Here is a 15,616-nt window from a genome sequence, read left to right as displayed (position 1 = left end):
GGCTGCGGCAGCGCGAGAGCACGCTGATCGTCGCGGGAGACTGGCCCCAGGTGGAGGCGTCGCTCACCGTCGCCCGCAGCGGCTGGGACGGCCTCGGCACCGGCACCGGCTACCTCTCGTCGCGGCGGGTGACCGTGGAGGCGGCACCGCGCGGCGGCTCCGGCCCGCGCCGGCGCGCCGAGCTGTGGCTGCCGGCGATGGACGAGAGCTTCCGGGTCTCCGGGCCCACCCGGCTGGAGGCGGTGAGCTAGGTGGGGCCCGCGACCTCCACCGCGGCGGGACCGGGCGCCCCCGCCGTCACCCGCGCGATCGTGCTCTGGTGCCCGGACTGGCCGGTGCTCGCCGCCCGCCAGACGCTCGACCTGCCGGAGGACGCCCCGCTCGCCCTGGTCGACAAGGGCATGGTCTACGCCTGCTCGGCCTCGGCGCGCGCCGACGGCGTCACGCGCGGCCTCCGGCTGCGCGAGGCGCAGGCGCGCTGTCCGCAGCTGGTGACGGCGCCGTACGACCCGGTGCTCGACGCCCGCGCCTTCGAGCCGGTGCTGGAGGCGGTCGAGCAGATCACGCCGGGCGTGCAGCCGGTGCGTCCAGGCACCTGCGTGCTGCGCGCCCGCGGACCGGCCAGGTACTACGGCGGCGAGGAGGCCGCGGCGGCCGAGCTGCTGCGCTGCCTGGAGGCGCTCGGGCACCCCGACGCGCGGATCGGCATCGCCGACGGCCCGTACGCCGCCGAGCAGGCCGCGCGCTCGACGGGTGCGGCGCGGGTGCGGATCATCCCGCCCGGCGGCACCCCCGCCTTCCTCGCGCCGCTGCCGATCGCTCAGCTCGGCCTGACCGACCTCACTCCCCTGCTGCGCCGGCTCGGCCTGCACACCCTCGGCGACCTGGCCGCGCTCGCCCGCACCGACGTGCGCGAGCGCTTCGGCGAGCGCGGCGAGCACGCGCACGACCTGGCGAGCGGCCGGGACGGCGCCGCGGTGGTGCCGCGGACGCCGCCGGAGCAGCTGGAGCGCGAGATCGCGTTCGAGCCTCCGCTCGACCGGGTGGATCAGGTGACGTTCGCCGTGCGGGCGACGGCCGAGCAGTTCGTGGCCGGGCTGACGAAGGCGGGCCTGGTGTGCACGTCGCTGCAGGTGGAGGTGACCGACGACGACGGGAGGACGAGCGAGCGCACGTGGCTGCATCCACGGCTGTTCTCGGCGGCGGACGTGGTGGACCGGGTGCGCTGGCAGCTGCAGGGCGCCGGCGCGCTCGACCCCGGCCTCGCCTCCCCCATCGCCCGGGTGCTGCTGGCCCCGGAGGCGGTGGACGACATCGGCCACCACGAGGACGGGCTGTGGGGTGGAGGCGCTGACGAGCGCATCCATCACGGCCTCACCCGGGTGCAGAGCATGCTGGGCCATGACGCGGTGCTGACGGCGGCGATCGGCGGGGGCAGGGCGCCGGCGGAGCGGCAGGTGCTGGTGCCGTGGGGCGACCGGCCGGTGGGGGTGGCGCGGTCGGACCGGCCGTGGCCGGGGTCGCTGCCGGCGCCGGCGCCGTCGACGGTGTTCGAGGTGCCGCGGCCGGTCGCGGTGCTGACGGCGGACGGCGAGCCGGTGCAGGTGACCGGGCGCGGGGAGGTGACGGCGCCGATCGCGCTGTTCTCGCCGACCGGCGCCGAGCGCGACGCGCGTCCGGTCGACTCCTGGGCGGGGCCGTGGCCGGTGCGGGAGCGGTGGTGGGATGCGGCGCTGTCGAGCGCGGTGAACCGGTTCCAGCTGGTGGATGCCGCGGGCACCGCCTGGCTGCTGGTGCTGACCGGCTCGGCGTGGTTCGCGGAGGCCCGGTATGACTAGCCGCGTCCCCGCTCCATCCCGTTGGCGCGACACGCCGTCCGCCGGCATGCCCGCACGGCGTGTCGTGCCAACTCGTTCAGGTCGGAGGAGGCGGTAGCGATGGGGTGGAACAACCCGCCGATCCCGTGGGCCGAGTTCGAGCGGCGGCTGTCGGGGCGCAGCACGCCCGCGCCGGAGGACGAGCGGCCCTCCTCGCGCAAGCGCCAGAAGTACGTCGCCCGGCCGCTGGAGCCCGTCGAGCCCGAGGGGGCGCACGTCCCGTACGCCGAGCTGCACGCCCACAGCACGTTCAGCTTCCTCGACGGCGCGAGCTCGCCGGAGGAGCTGATGGAGGAGGCGACCCGGCTGGGGCTCAGCGGCCTGGCGCTCACCGACCACGACGGCCTGTACGGCGTCGTGCGGCTGGCCGAGGCGGCGGAGGCGTACGACCGGGTGAAGACGGTGTTCGGCGCCGAGCTGTCGCTGTCGCTGAGCCGGCCGCAGAACGGCGAGGCCGACCCGGAGGGCTCGCACCTCGTCGTCCTCGCCCGCCGGCAGGAGGGCTACCACCGGCTGGCCGCCGCGCTCACCGAGGGCCAGCTGGCGGGTGAGGAGAAGGGGCGGCCGGTGTACGACCTCCCCACCCTGGCCGAGCAGGCGGGCGGCGAGTGGATGGTGCTGACCGGCTGCAGGAAGGGCGACGTCCGGCTCGCGCTGGCCAGGGAGGGCGAGCGTGCGGCCGAGCGGGAGGTGGCCCGGCTGGTGGAGCTGTTCGGCCGGGACAGCGTGCTGGTCGAGCTGATCGACCAGGGCGGCCCGCGCGACAGCACCGACAACGACGTGCTGGCGCGGATCGCCGGGCGGCTTGGCCTGCCGGTGGTGGCGACCAACAACGTCCACTACGCCTCGCCCGCGCAGTTCCCGCTCGCGACCGCGGTGTCGGCGGTGCGCGCGCGCCGCAGCCTCGACGAGATGGACGGCTGGCTGCCGGCCGCCGGCGCCGCGCATCTGCGCAGCGGCCGCGAGATGGCCGCGCGTTTCGCACGCTTCCCGGGCGCGGTCGAGCGGACGGTCGAGATCGCCGACGACCTCTCCTTCCGCCTCCGCAGCGCCCGCCCGAAGCTGCCGAAGCAGGAGGTGCCGGAGGGGCACACCCCGATGAGCTGGCTGCGCGAGCTGACCTGGCGCGGCGCCGCAGAGCGCTACCCCGACCTCGACCGCGACCCGGCCAAGCGGGAGCGCATCGAGCGCGAGCTCGACGTGATCGAGGCGAAGGACTTCCCCGGCTACTTCCTCATCGTGCACGACATCGTGCGGTTCGCCCGCAGCCGCGGCATCCTCTGCCAGGGGCGCGGCTCGGCGGCGAACTCGGCGGTGGTGTACCTGCTCGGGATCACCGCGGTCGACTCCATCAAGTACGACCTGCCGTTCGAGCGGTTCCTGTCGAGCATGCGCGAGGAGGAGCCGGACATCGACGTCGACTTCGACTCGGACCGGCGCGAGGAGGTCATCCAGTACGTCTACGCCAAGTACGGCCGGCACAACGCGGCCCAGGTCGCGAACGTCATCAGCTACCGGCCCAAGAACGCGGTGCGCGACATGGCGAAGGCGCTCGGCTACTCCACCGGCCAGCAGGATGCGTGGAGCAAGCAGATCGACTCCTGGGGCTCGGTGCCGACCACCGACCACGACATCCCGGACCAGGTGGTCGAGCTCGCCCAGCAGGTGCTGAAGTTCCCGCGGCACCTCGGCATCCACTCCGGCGGCATGGTGCTCACCGACCGGCCGGTGGGCGAGGTGTGCCCGATCGAGCACGCCCGCATGGAGGGCCGCACGGTGCTGCAGTGGGACAAGGACGACTGCGCGTGGATGGGCCTGGTCAAGTTCGACCTGCTCGGCCTCGGGATGCTCAGCGCCCTCGACTACTCGATGCGCACCATCGCGGCCGCGCTCGGCGAGGAGTGGACGCTCGACACCATCCCGAAGGAGGAGCAGGGCGTCTACGACATGCTCTGCCGCGCCGACTCCATCGGCGTGTTCCAGGTGGAGAGCCGGGCGCAGATCGGCACGCTGCCGCGCCTGCAGCCGCGCAGCTTCTACGACCTCGTGATCGAGATCGCGCTGATCCGGCCGGGGCCCATCCAGGGCGGGGCGGTGCACCCGTACATCCGGCGCAAGCTCGGCAAGGAGCCGGTGACGTACCTCCACCCGTCGCTCGTGCCGGTGCTGGAGCGCACGATGGGCGTCCCGCTGTTCCAGGAGCAGCTCATGCAGATGGCGGTCGCGGTCGGCGACTGCACCGCCGAGGACGCCGACCTGCTGCGCCGCGCGATGGGCTCCAAGCGCGGGGTCGAGAAGATCGACGCGCTCAAGGCGAAGCTGTACGACGGGATGGCGCACAACGGCATCACCGGCGAGGACGCCGACGCGATCTACTCCAAGATCGAGGCGTTCGCGAACTTCGGCTTCGCCGAGAGCCACGCGATCAGCTTCGCGCTGCTCGTCTACGTCAGCTCGTGGGTGAAGCTGCACTACCCAGGAGCGTTCCTCGCCGGGCTGCTGCGGGCGCAGCCGATGGGCTTCTACTCGCCGCGCACGCTGACCGCCGACGCGCGGCGGCACGGCGTCGTGGTGGAGCGGCCCGACATCCAGCGCTCCGGGGTGTTCCCGCTGTTGGAGCCGACGGTGGCGGGGCGGGAGGCGCCCACCGGCACCGACCCGTGCCTGGAGCGCGACCAGCCTCCCGTCGCCCCGTTCGACCCGTCGGTGCCGCTCGACTTCGCCGCCCACCGCCGCGACGCCGGGCACGCGGTCCGGCTCGGGCTCGCCGGGGTCACCTCCATCGGCGAGCGGCTCGCCGAGCGCATCGTCGCCGAGCGGGAGGCGAACGGCGCGTACGCGAGCCTCGCCGACCTCAACCGCCGGGTCGGCCTGACCGTCGCACAGCTGGAGGCGCTCGCCGCGGCCGGCGCGTTCGAGGGCTTCGGCCTCACCACCCGGCAGGCCATCTGGGAGGCCGGCAACGCCGCCCAGGAGCGCGCCGAGTACCTGCCGAACACGGTCGTGACGGTCCAGCCGCCGCTGCTGCCCATGCTCTCCCCCGCCGAGCAGCTCGCCAGCGACCTCTGGTCGACCGGCATCTCGACCGACGACCACCCCATCCGCTACCTGCGCCCCGCCCTCGCCGCACGCGGGGTGCAGCCGGCCGACGCGCTCGCCGCCGGGGAGTCGGGGCGCCGGATCGAGATCGGCGGCCTGGTCACGCACCGGCAGCGGCCGGCGACAGCGGCGGGCGTCACCTTCCTCAACATCGAGGACGAGACCGGGATGGTGAACGTCGTCTGCCCGGTCGGCGTGTGGAACCGCTACCGCCGGGTCGCCAGGACGGCGCCCGCGATGATCGTGCGCGGCATCCTGGAGCGCAGCGAGGAGGGCGTGGTCAATATCGTCGCCGACCGCCTGGAGAGCCTGGAGACCGGCGTGCGCACCACCTCCCGCGACTTCCGCTGACCCCGCTGCCCGCCGAGGGGCGTCGTTGTGCCGCTATTCCGGTGGATTTACGACACAACGACGCCCCTCGCGGTCAGTCGTCCTCGAAGCGGAGGTGCCGCACGCTCCGGCCGCGGCGGCGCACCAGGCGCAGCGCCTCCACCCCGATGCGGATGTGTCGCTCCTGGAACTGCGTCGTCACGCCGCGGTCGCTCTCGGCCGTCTTCACGCCCTCCGGGACCATCGGCTGATCGGACACCAGCAGCAGCGCCCCGCTCGGGATGTGGTTGGCGAAGCCGGCCGCGAAGATCGTCGCCGTCTCCATGTCCACCGCCATGCACCGCGTACGCCGCAGGTACGTCTTGAACGTGTCGTCGTGCTCCCACACCCGCCGGTTGGTCGTGAAGACCGTCCCCGTCCAGTAGTCGTGCTGGGCATCGCGGATGGAGGTGGACACCGCCCGCTGCAGCTGGAACGCCGGCAGCGCGGGGACCTCGGGCGGCAGGTAGTCGTTGGAGGTGCCCTCGCCCCTGATGGCCGCGATCGGCAGCACGAGGTCGCCCAGCTGGTTCTTGCGCTTGACCCCGCCGCACTTGCCGAGGAACAGCACCGCCTTCGGCGACACCGCGCTCAGGAGGTCCATCACCGTCGCCGCGTTCGGGCTCCCCATCCCGAAGTTGATCATCGTGATGCCGTCGGCGGTCGCGTTGGGCATCGCCTTCTCGCGGCCGCGCACCTCGGTGCCGTACCACTCGGCGAAGCGCTCGACGTAGTCGACGAAGTTCGTGAGCAGGACGTGCTCGCCGAAGCCCTCCAGCGGCGTCCCCGTGTACCGCGGCAGCCAGTCGCGGACGATCTCCTGCTTCTCCTTCACCCGGCCTCCCGCCTCACCGCCGACACCATGACCGGCACCACCGGCCTACACCACGCCCGTCGTGCCCAGCAGCGCGCCGATCGCGAAGGTCGCCGCGAGCGCCAGCGCACCGCCGATCACCAGCCGCAGCACCGACCGCGCCCGGGCGCTGCCGCCGATCCAGGCGGCCACGTACCCGGTGACCGCGAGGGCCGCGAGCACGATCACGAACGTCAGCGGGATGCGGAGCTCGGCCGGCAGCAGGATGGTCAGCAGCGGGAGGATGCCGCCGATCGTGAACGCGACCGCCGACGCCAGCGCGGCGTGCCACGGGCTCACCACGTCGTCCTGGTCGATGCCGAGCTCCACGGAGAGGTGGGCCGCCAGCGCGTCGTGCTCGGTCAGCTCGATGGCGACCTGCCGGGCGGTCTCTGGCCGCAGGCCCCTGGCCTCGTAGAGCCCGGTCAGCTCCTCCAGCTCCTCCTCGGGCATGGTTGCGAGCTCGCGGCGCTCCTTGGCGATGAGGGCGTGCTCGCTGTCGCGCTGACTGCTCACCGACACGTACTCGCCCAGCGCCATCGAGATCGCGCCGCCGACGAGCGCGGCGATGCCCGCGGTCAGGATGGCCGGCACCTCCGGCGTCGCCCCCGCGACACCGACGACCACGGCCGCCACCGAGACGATCCCGTCGTTCGCGCCGAGCACGCCCGCGCGCAGCCAGTTCAGCCGCTGGGCCAGCCCTTCGCGATGCGGCTCGCCGGGGTGCGCCCCGACCCCGATCTCGTCTGCCATGACCTCAGCCTAGGCGGGTCAGCCCCGGCCCAGGCGCTTGCGCAGGAACTCGATGCGCGCCTGCAGCTGCGTCACGCTGGCCTGCGCCACCGCCGGGCCGCCGCACACCCGCCGCAGCTCGGCGTGGATGAGGCCGTGCGGCTCCCCCGAGTTCTTCGAGTAGAGCCCGACCAGGCTGTTGAGCAGCTGACGCTGCTCCTTCAGCGAGCGGTGCAGCGGCGCGGGCGGGTGCCCCTCCGCGGCGGCGGGCCGCGACGAGTGGCGGCGGGCCTGCCGCTGCTGCCGCTGCATGAGCAGCTCGTGCACCTGCTCCGGCTCCAGGATGCCCGGGAGGCCGATGAAGTCCTGCTCCTCGTCCGTGCCGGGCACGGCGAAGGTGCCGAACTCCTTGCCGTCGTACAGGACCCGGTCGAAGTTCGCCTCCGAGCCCAGCGCCTCGTACGCGAACAGCTCGGTCAGCGACTCGGACGCGCGATCCTCGCGATTCGCCTCCGCCATCATCGCGTCCTCGGGGTTCCACAGGTCGCCCTCGGCGTTCTCGTCGGTCGGCCGGTCCAGCGCGTGGTCGCGCTCCAGCTCGAGCGCGTTGGCGAGCGCCATCAGCGTCGGCACGTTCGGCAGGAACACCGACGCCGTCTCGCCGCGGCGCCGGGCGCGCACGAAGCGGCCGATCGCCTGCGCGAAGAACAGCGGCGTGGAGGCGCTGGTCGCGTACACGCCGACGGCGAGCCGCGGCACGTCCACACCCTCCGACACCATGCGCACGGCGACCATCCAGCGCGAAGAGCCCTTCGAGAACTCCTCGATCCGGTCGCTCGCCTCCTTCTCGTCCGAGAGCACGACAGTGACCGGTTCGCCCGAGATCTGCTGCAGCAGGTCCGCGTACGCGCGAGCCGCGTAGTGGTCGGTCGCGATGACCAGCCCGCCGGCGTCCGGGATGGCGTTGCGCACCTCGGTCAGGCGGCGGTCGGCCGCGCTCAGCACCGCCGGGATCCACTCGCCGCGCGGGTCGAGCGCCGTGCGCCACGCCTGCGCGGTGATGTCCTTCGTGTTGCCCTCGCCGAGCCGCGCCTCCATCTCGTCGCCGGTCTTGGTGCGCCAGCGCATGTGCCCCGCGTAGACCATGAAGATGACGGGACGCACGACGCCATCCTCGAGCGCGCGGCCGTAGCCGTAGTTGTAGTCGGTGAGCGAGGTGCGGATGCCCTGCCGGTCGGGCAGGTAGGTGACGAACGGGATCGGCGCGGTGTCGGAGCGGAACGGCGTACCCGTGAGCGACAGCCGCCGCTCGGCCCGCTCGAACGCCTCCCGGATGCCGTCGCCCCAGCTGAGCGCGTCGCCGCCGTGGTGCACCTCGTCGAGGATGACGAGCGTCTTCGCGCCCTCGGTGATGTCCTTGTGCAGGCTCGGCCGCATCGCGACCTGCGCGTAGGTGACCGCGACGCCCTTGTAGTGCCGGGCGTAGCGGCCGTCGGCGTTCTTGAACTCGGGGTCGATGTGGAGGCCCACCCGCGATGCCGCCTCCGCCCACTGCCGCTTGAGGTGCTCGGTCGGCGCGACCACCGTCACCCGCTCGACCGTGCGGCGGTTGATCAGCTCGGTCGCGAGCCGGAGTGCGAAGGTCGTCTTACCGGCGCCCGGCGTCGCCGCGGCGAGGAAGTCCTTGGGCTCGGTGCGGAAGTACTCGTCGAGCGCCTCCGCCTGCCACGCCCGCAGCTTGCCGGCGGTGCCCCACGCGGCGCGCTCGGGGAACGACGGGGAGAGGTGCTCGGCGGCGAAGCTTCCGGCGTGCGCGCCGGGACCGGTGCCCTCGTCGGGCTCGCTCGCGTCGGCCGGCTCGGGCAGTGCTGTCGTCTCCACTTGACCCGAGTTTACCGTGCCCCCACCGACATCCCACCGACACCCCACCGACACCCCGCCGAGTCGTGACCTGGTGTCACTCCTCGGCGCCGCAACCCGCAACGACTCACCACTCGACGGGCGGCGTGGTGACGGAGGCAGAATGGAGGCATGGTCGAAGCGCAGCATCCGTGGTCCCGCTACGTCGCCCTCGGCGACTCGTTCACGGAGGGCATCGGCGACCCCGAGCCGCGCAGCCCGGGCGGCCACCGCGGCTGGGCCGACCGCGTGGCCGAGGTGCTCTCGCAGCAGACCGAGGACTTCGCCTACGCCAACCTCGCGGTGCGCGGCAAGCTGATCAAGCAGATCCTCGACGAGCAGGTGGAGCCGGCGATCGCCCTCCGTCCGGACCTCATCACCATCTCGGCGGGCGGCAACGACGTCATCCGCCCCGGCACCGACCCGGACCAGATCGCCGTACTGTTCGACGAGGCCGTGCGCCGGCTGAGCGTCGATGGCGCGACCATCGTCGTGTTCACCGGCGTCGACGTGGGCTTCTCCCCCGTCTTCCGGGGCATCCGCGGCAAGGTCGCGATCTACAACGAGAACGTGCGGGCCATCGCCGCGCGCTACGACTGCATCGTCGCGGACCAGTGGGCGCTGACCGAGATCCAGGACCAGCGGATGTGGGCGCCCGACCGCCTCCACCTCGCCCCGCTCGGCCACCACACGGTCGCCAGGATGGTGCTCGCGGCGCTCAACGTCGACAACGACCTGCAGCCGCGGGAGCCGGAGCCGCTGCCGCCGCGCACCTGGCGCCAGGCCCGCTCCGAGGACCTGTCGTGGGCGCGCGAGTACCTCGTGCCGTGGGTGCTGCGCCGCATCCGGCACCAGTCCTCCGGCGACCACGTCACGGCGAAGCGGCCGGAGGCCGGTCCGTTCCTGATCAGCGGCGACTGAGCGGCGACGCGCCGCTCGGCGTCAGGGCGGCTACGCCCCCAGCCCGCCCGGGTGCGCCAGCCGCCAGCCGAGGCCAGGGTCCGGAAGGTCCTGCGCCAGCGCGAGCGGCACCGTCTGCGTCTTCCCGTCGAGAGTGAAGGACACCGAGCCGACCTCGTCGCCGGCGAAGCCCGACTGCAGCTGCTGCGTCTCCACCTTCACCGTCACGGGCGTGTCCGACCACACGACGAACGACGCCGCCTTGGTCGCGACGAGCCCGGAGCCCGCGCCCCACGCCGTCGCGTACGAGCCGAACTTCTGGCCCTTCGCCGCCACGGTCACCTCGTGGAAGCCGGCCTTCACGCTGGTCAGCAGCGCTTGCGTGCCCGCCCACAGGTCGTCGTGGGTCGGGGCGCCGAGCACAACTCCGAGCACCCGGACCTTCGCCTTCCCGACCCCGACCTCGGCCGAGAACAGGAGGCAGTTGCCGGCCTCGTCGGTGTTGCCGGTCTTGATCCCGTCGATGCCCTCTACGCCGAGCAGCACGTTGGTGTTGTCCTGCGCCCCCGCGCCCGGCAGTGTCGCCGTCTTCTGCGAGACGATCGACGACAGCGCCGGGGAGGCGAGCACCAGCTTCCCGAGGCCGATGAGGTCCTTCGTGGTGCTCACGTTGCCAGGGTCGAGGCCGTCGGGCGTCGTGATCCTGGTCCCGCTGAAGCCTTTGTCGTCGAGCCACGCGTTGGCGGCCTTCACGAACGCCGAGGTCGACCCGAACGCCCAGTTCGCGAGCGAGATGGCGTAGTTGTTCGCCGACGGGAGGAGCATCGCCGTGAGCGCCTCCTTCTCGGTCATCGACGTCCCGGCCTCGACCGGGGCCCACGAGCCGCCCGCCGCGACCACCTGGTTCCAGATGTCGACGTCCTCCTGGGTGAAGGAGATGCTGGGGCCCTGCTCGCCGCCGCTCAGCGGCTTCTTGTCGAGCACGACGAGCGCCGTGATCGTCTTCGTGATGCTCGCGATCGGCACGCTCGCGTCGCTGCCGTGGTACTGCGTTGCGCCCTCGTAGTCGGGCGCGGTGATCGCCGCCGAACCGTAGCCGGGCCAGGCGAGCTGCGCGGCTGGCTGCGTGATGGTCCCGGCCGTGGCGTTCGAGTCCAGCGCGGCGGCCGTCGCCGGCAGCGGCGCGACCATGGCGCCGAAGACGTACAACAGGAACGCGAGCACGACCCCGGCCGAGCCGAAGACGACGATCCTCCGCCGGCGGTACACCGCGCGGCGCCGCGCCCGCTCCGCCGCCGCCTGCGCATCGGCCCGTGTCATGGTCGGACGGCGTGGATCGGTGACGGGAGGCAGTTGGGGCACGCAGGGATTCTAATCGGGGGTCCGTATGCGGGCCCTGAGAACGCGCCAGGCGGACGCCCGGCGGCCGGCGTCGTCACACCCGCAGCGCCCACAGCGCGACCGCGCTCGCCGAGGCGACGTTGAGCGAGTCGACCCCGTGCAGCATCGGGATGGTCACCACCGTGTCCGCGGCGGCGAGGGCGTGCCTGCTGAGCCCGTCCCCCTCCGACCCGAGCACCATCGCGACCCGCTCGGGAGGCGCGGCCGCGTACGCGTCGAGGCTCACCGCGTCGTCGGCGAGGGCCAGCGCGGCGATGTCGAACCCGGCCTCGTGGAGGAGCGGAGCCGCCTCCCCCCACTCCGGCAGCCGCGTCCACGGCACCTGCAGCACCGTGCCCATCGAGACCCGGACGCTGCGGCGGTACAGCGGATCGGCGCAGCGCGGCGTCACGAGCACGGCGTCGGCACCGAGCCCGGCGACGCTGCGGAAGATCGCCCCGACATTCGTGTGATCGACGATGTCCTCCAGCACCACGACGCGCCGCGCGTCCCGCAGCAGCTCCCGCGGGTCGGGCAGCGCGGGCCGGTGCATGGCCGCGAGGGCGCCGCGGTGGAGGTGGTAGCCCGTCAGGCGCTCCAGCACCTCCGCGTCGCCGACGAACACGGGCACGTCCGGGTACGGCGCGAGCAGCGGCTCCACGTCGGGGAGCCATTGCTCCTGCAGCAGCACCGAGCGCGGCCGGTGCCCCGCGGCGAGTGCCCGGGTGATGACCTTGGTCGATTCGGCGATGTACAGGCCGCCCTCCGGTTCGGTCACGCGGCGCAGCGCGACGTCGGTGAGCCGGGAGTAGTCGGCGAGGCCGTCGGCGGAGAGGTCGTCGATGCGGTGGAGGTGCATCGCTCCAGACTGCCAGGCGCCCGAAACAATTCGGAAAACCGGAGCGTTTAGACTCATGCCTGTCACCCCTGGAGGTCACCCGTGAACACCCTGACGACGTCGCTCCCGCCCGAGCTGGCACGCGACCTCGATCGGGCCGCCGATCTCCTGGCCGGCCGCACGTTCGCGGTGCTGACCGGCGCCGGGGTCTCCACCGACTCCGGCATCCCCGACTACCGCGGCGAGGGCGCCCCGAAGCGCACGCCGATGACGTTCCAGCAGTTCCTGGCCGACGACACCTACCGCAAGCGGTACTGGGCGGGCAGCCACCTCGGCTACCGCCGGTTCGCCGCTGCCCGGCCGAACGACGGCCACCGCGCCCTCGCGACGCTGGAGGCCGCCGGCGCGACCAACGGCGTCGTCACGCAGAACGTCGACGGCCTCCACAAGCAGGCGGGCTCGCGCCGCGTGGTCGACCTGCACGGCGCCATGGACCGGGTGCTGTGTCTCGTCTGCGGCCAGATCTTCGCCCGCGAGGCCATCACCGCCCGCATCGACGCCGCCAACCCCTGGCTCGACACCGAGGGCGCGATCGAGATCGCACCGGACGGCGACGCGATCGTGCACGACGTCGACGCCTTCGTCGTCCCCGATTGCACGGTCTGCGGCGGCCACCTCAAGCCCGACGTCGTGTTCTTCGGCGAGTTCATCCCGCCGGAGAAGTACCGGGAGGCGAGCGCGCTCGTCCGCTCGGCCGACGCGCTGCTCATCGCCGGCTCCTCCCTCGTCGTGAACTCCGGCATCCGGCTGCTGGAGGAGGCGCGGCGCCGCCGGCTCCCCATCGTCATCGTCAACCGGGGCGAGACGAAGGGCGACGGCCGTGCGACCGTTAAGCTGAACGGTGGGACGACGGAGACGCTCGTCGAGCTCTCCCGCCGGCTCGCCTGACCGGACGGCCGCCTCTGCGCTGCCGCCCGAGCTCGCCGCGCGTCCTGCGACCGAAAGGATGCGCGTGACCCTCATCTCCCTCGTCCGCCACGGCCAGACCGACTGGAACCTCGCCAAGCGCATCCAGGGCTCCAGCGACATCCCGCTCAACGGGACGGGCCGCGCACAGGCCGAGGCGACGGGCCGCGCGCTCGCCGGAGGCTCCTTCGACGCGATCTACGCCAGCCCGCTGAGCCGCGCCCTCGACACCGCGCGCATCATCGCCGGCCATCTCGGACTGGGCGAGCCGCACCCGCTGCCGGCGGTCGCCGAGCGCCGCTACGGCGACGCCGAGGGCCTCACCGGCGCCGAGATCCTCGCCCGCTGGCCCGAGGGCACGCCCGTGCCCGGCCGCGAGTCGCGGGACCAGGTCGTCGAGCGCGCGCTCCCCGCCCTGCTGGAGCTCGGCGCCGAGCATGACGGCGAGCACGTCATCGTGGTCAGCCACGGCGGCGTGATCGGCTCGCTCGTGCGGCACGTGACGGAGCACGCCCTCCCCGGCCCTGGCGAGGTCATCCCGAACGGATCGGTCCACCGGTTCGTCTACGACGACGGCCGGCTCACCCTCGACCGGTTCAACCTCGGCCCGGAGGACCGCGACCTGCTCACCGCGTCGGTGATGTAGACCGCACTACTTCCTGTGGCTCTCCGCGCGTCCGACCGTCGCCGTGAGCACGGTCCGCAGGTGCTCGGCCGACGCCGCCCACGAGTAGCGGGCCGCCTGCTGGCGGGAGGCCGCAGAGCGCGCGGCCCACACCCCGTCCTCCTCGAGGTGGCGCACCCGGGCGGCCACCTCCTCCGGCGACTCCGGGTCGAAGTACAGCGCCGCGTCGCCGCCGATCTCGCGGAAGATCGGGATGTCGCTGACGACCGCCGGCGTGCCGAGCGTCATCGCCTCCAGCACCGGGATGCCGAAGCCCTCGTCGCGGGAGGCCGTCACCAGCGCGGTGGCCGCCGCCAGCGTCTCCGCGTACTCCTCGTCGCTCGCGCCGCCGTGGAACACCAGCCGCGCCGCGGGCGCGAGCCCCTGCAGCCGCTCGCGCTCGGTGTCGGAGACCCGGCTCATCAGGTGCAGCTCGTACTCCGGCAGCAGGGCCGCTGCGCGCACGAGCGTGTCGACGTTCTTGTACGGCATGAACGAGCCCATGTAGACCAGCGACTTCGTCTCCGCCGCCGTGCGCGACGCACGCTCCTCGGGGATGGGCGGCATGTCGGCCGCGTTCGGCACGACGTAGACCGGGCGCCTGGTCAGCCGGTGGTCGGCGATCAGCTTCTTGGTCGTCTGCGAGACCGTCACGACCGCGTCGGCGCGGTTCAGGAGCAGCCGCTGCGGCCACCACGCCAGGTGGTACAGCCGCCACAGCCCGCGCACGAACGCCGGCAGGTCCCGCGGCGGCGTCGGGTGGCTGTAGTAGATCAGGTCGTGCACGGTCAGCACGAGCCGGTAGCGCCTCCCGAAGCCGCCCATCGTCTGCATCGGCGTGAAGACGACGTCCGGGTCCAGCCGGTTGACGTGCCGGGCCACCCACGGCTCGCCGACCGCGGTGGGCGACGGGATCAGCTCCCAGGGCAGGTCGGGCAGCAGCTCCAGCTGGCGGTGGTCGCTGATGAGCATGGTCACCGCGTGCCGCTTCGCGAGCTCGGTGACGAGGCCGGCGGTGTATCGGCTGATGCCGTCGTGCCGGCCGATCCGGGTGTACCGGCAGTCGAACAGGATCTTCACGACGCCGGCCCCTCTCCTGCCAGTCCCTCTCCCGCCAGCCCTTCCGCCGCGAGGAACGCCTCGATCGCGCGCGCGGCCTCCACCGGCTTCTCGTAGTGGATGAGGTGCCCGACGCCCGGCAGCTCGACCAGCCGCGCCTGCGGGAACAGCGTCCGCAGCCTCCGCTCGGCCGCGATCGGCGTGATGTCGTCGTCGACCGCCGCCACGAGCAGGCTGGGCTCGGGGATGCGCGGCGCGTACTCGCTGACGTCGTGCGACACGGACGCGCGGAACGCCTCCAGCACCACCCGCCGGTCGCTGAAGGCCGAGAAGTAGCGGTCGTGCTGGTCGTGGATGAAACGCCGCAGCGCCGCATCCCGCGTCTTCGCCATGGCGATGCTCATCACCCTCACGATCACGCGGTTGCGCAGCAGCGCGAAGCCGAGCCGCTCCGGGAGCACCGCCGCGAGCCAGTAGTAGAAGATCGCCAGCCGGGTCAGGATGCCGCGCGGGCCCTCCAGCGCCGGCTGCCCGATCGGGTTCACCAGCACGACGGCGTCCGGCCGGAGCACGTCGTCGGCGGAGCGCGTCGCGAGCGCACCCGACACCACGATCGACCCGAACGAGTGGCCCAGCAGCACCACGCGGCCCTCCGGGGCCAGCGCCTCGACGAACGCGCGCAGCCAGGCGGCGTACCCGTCGATGTCGTGCGGCGCCTCCGTCAGCGGCGTCGAGTCGCCGAAGCCGGGCAGGTCGGGCGAGACCAGGCGCACGCCGCGCAGCTGTGCGACCACCGGCTCCAGCCCGTGATGGTCGCCGCGGAAGCCGTGCACGACGACGATCGTCGTCGCGGCCGCCGGGTCTCCGTAGTCCCAGTACCGGGTGATCCCGCCGAGGAGGGGCAGCTCGCCCGTCCGGACGGGCACGCGCTGCAGGGCGTCGGCGTAGGGTGAGTGTGCGCTCATCGCCTCAAGTCTAAG

At 73.1% G+C, this 15,616-nt stretch carries 12 protein-coding genes and 1 pseudogene; 6 read left to right on the top strand and 7 right to left on the bottom strand.

Translation table 11 applies throughout. From position 1 onward, the window contains the following. The 3 genes and pseudogenes from ACR9ZG_RS04705 to ACR9ZG_RS04695 form a co-directional block, all read left to right on the top strand. Positions 1 to 251 (top strand): annotated as a pseudogene (locus ACR9ZG_RS04705) (hypothetical protein); the annotation flags it as partial. After that, positions 252 to 1,838, top strand: coding sequence for a DNA polymerase Y family protein (locus tag ACR9ZG_RS04700; RefSeq protein ID WP_481283663.1), 1,587 nt, complete (start codon positions 252 to 254; stop codon positions 1,836 to 1,838). Positions 1,839 to 1,937: 99 nt separating this feature from the next. Further along, complete coding sequence (locus ACR9ZG_RS04695) at positions 1,938 to 5,327, top strand: error-prone DNA polymerase (protein ID WP_481283662.1); 3,390 nt, start codon at positions 1,938 to 1,940, stop codon at positions 5,325 to 5,327. A gap of 73 nt (positions 5,328 to 5,400) precedes the next feature. Here the strand turns inward: ACR9ZG_RS04695 and ACR9ZG_RS04690 are convergent, their stop codons facing one another. Genes ACR9ZG_RS04690 through ACR9ZG_RS04680 form a run of 3 tightly spaced genes read right to left on the bottom strand, consistent with a single transcriptional unit; the run spans position 5,401 to position 8,796 of the window. Further along, positions 5,401 to 6,180: an AMP nucleosidase gene (locus ACR9ZG_RS04690; RefSeq protein WP_481283661.1), complete on the bottom strand. Its 780-nt coding sequence runs from the start codon at positions 6,178 to 6,180 to the stop codon at positions 5,401 to 5,403. Between the two features lie 45 nt (positions 6,181 to 6,225). Further along, complete coding sequence (locus tag ACR9ZG_RS04685; RefSeq protein WP_481283660.1) at positions 6,226 to 6,951, bottom strand: VIT1/CCC1 transporter family protein; 726 nt, start codon at positions 6,949 to 6,951, stop codon at positions 6,226 to 6,228. An 18-nt stretch (positions 6,952 to 6,969) separates the two neighbouring features. After that, positions 6,970 to 8,796: a DEAD/DEAH box helicase gene (locus ACR9ZG_RS04680; RefSeq protein ID WP_481283665.1), complete on the bottom strand. Its 1,827-nt coding sequence runs from the start codon at positions 8,794 to 8,796 to the stop codon at positions 6,970 to 6,972. A 165-nt stretch (positions 8,797 to 8,961) separates the two neighbouring features. On the opposite strand from ACR9ZG_RS04680, the gene ACR9ZG_RS04675 reads away from it, so the two are divergent. Beyond that, positions 8,962 to 9,750 (top strand): SGNH/GDSL hydrolase family protein, encoded by a 789-nt coding sequence (locus tag ACR9ZG_RS04675; RefSeq protein WP_481283659.1) that lies wholly within the window; start codon positions 8,962 to 8,964, stop codon positions 9,748 to 9,750. A gap of 30 nt (positions 9,751 to 9,780) precedes the next feature. Here ACR9ZG_RS04675 and ACR9ZG_RS04670 read toward each other — a convergent pair whose 3' ends face one another. Both ACR9ZG_RS04670 and ACR9ZG_RS04665 read right to left on the bottom strand, forming a co-directional pair. Further along, the gene (locus ACR9ZG_RS04670) at positions 9,781 to 11,049 is read right to left on the bottom strand and encodes a D-alanyl-D-alanine carboxypeptidase family protein (RefSeq protein WP_481283658.1); all 1,269 of its coding nucleotides are present in this window, start codon (positions 11,047 to 11,049) and stop codon (positions 9,781 to 9,783) included. A 115-nt stretch (positions 11,050 to 11,164) separates the two neighbouring features. Beyond that, on the bottom strand, positions 11,165 to 11,968 hold the full coding sequence (locus ACR9ZG_RS04665; RefSeq protein ID WP_481283657.1) for a TrmH family RNA methyltransferase: 804 nt from the start codon (positions 11,966 to 11,968) through the stop codon (positions 11,165 to 11,167). Positions 11,969 to 12,049: 81 nt separating this feature from the next. Between ACR9ZG_RS04665 and ACR9ZG_RS04660 the strand changes: the two genes are divergently transcribed. Next, a complete protein-coding gene (locus ACR9ZG_RS04660; RefSeq protein ID WP_481283656.1) occupies positions 12,050 to 12,895 on the top strand; it encodes a Sir2 family NAD-dependent protein deacetylase in 846 nt (281 codons plus the stop codon). Between the two features lie 64 nt (positions 12,896 to 12,959). Then, positions 12,960 to 13,559 carry a histidine phosphatase family protein gene (locus ACR9ZG_RS04655; RefSeq protein WP_481283655.1) on the top strand — a complete coding sequence of 200 codons (600 nt, stop codon included), beginning with the start codon at positions 12,960 to 12,962 and terminating at the stop codon, positions 13,557 to 13,559. Positions 13,560 to 13,565: 6 nt separating this feature from the next. Here the strand turns inward: ACR9ZG_RS04655 and ACR9ZG_RS04650 are convergent, their stop codons facing one another. Both ACR9ZG_RS04650 and ACR9ZG_RS04645 read right to left on the bottom strand, forming a co-directional pair. After that, positions 13,566 to 14,657 carry a glycosyltransferase family 4 protein gene (locus ACR9ZG_RS04650; protein WP_481283654.1) on the bottom strand — a complete coding sequence of 364 codons (1,092 nt, stop codon included), beginning with the start codon at positions 14,655 to 14,657 and terminating at the stop codon, positions 13,566 to 13,568. Further along, complete coding sequence (locus ACR9ZG_RS04645; RefSeq protein WP_481283653.1) at positions 14,654 to 15,601, bottom strand: alpha/beta fold hydrolase; 948 nt, start codon at positions 15,599 to 15,601, stop codon at positions 14,654 to 14,656. The genes ACR9ZG_RS04650 and ACR9ZG_RS04645 overlap by 4 nt, the downstream gene beginning before the upstream one ends. Positions 15,602 to 15,616 lie beyond the last annotated feature (15 nt).

The sequence above is a fragment of the Leifsonia sp. KNZ12-8B genome, assembly GCF_056755495.1.
Note: the sequence above shows the minus strand (reverse complement) of the source record. Positions and strands in the feature narration are given on the sequence as shown.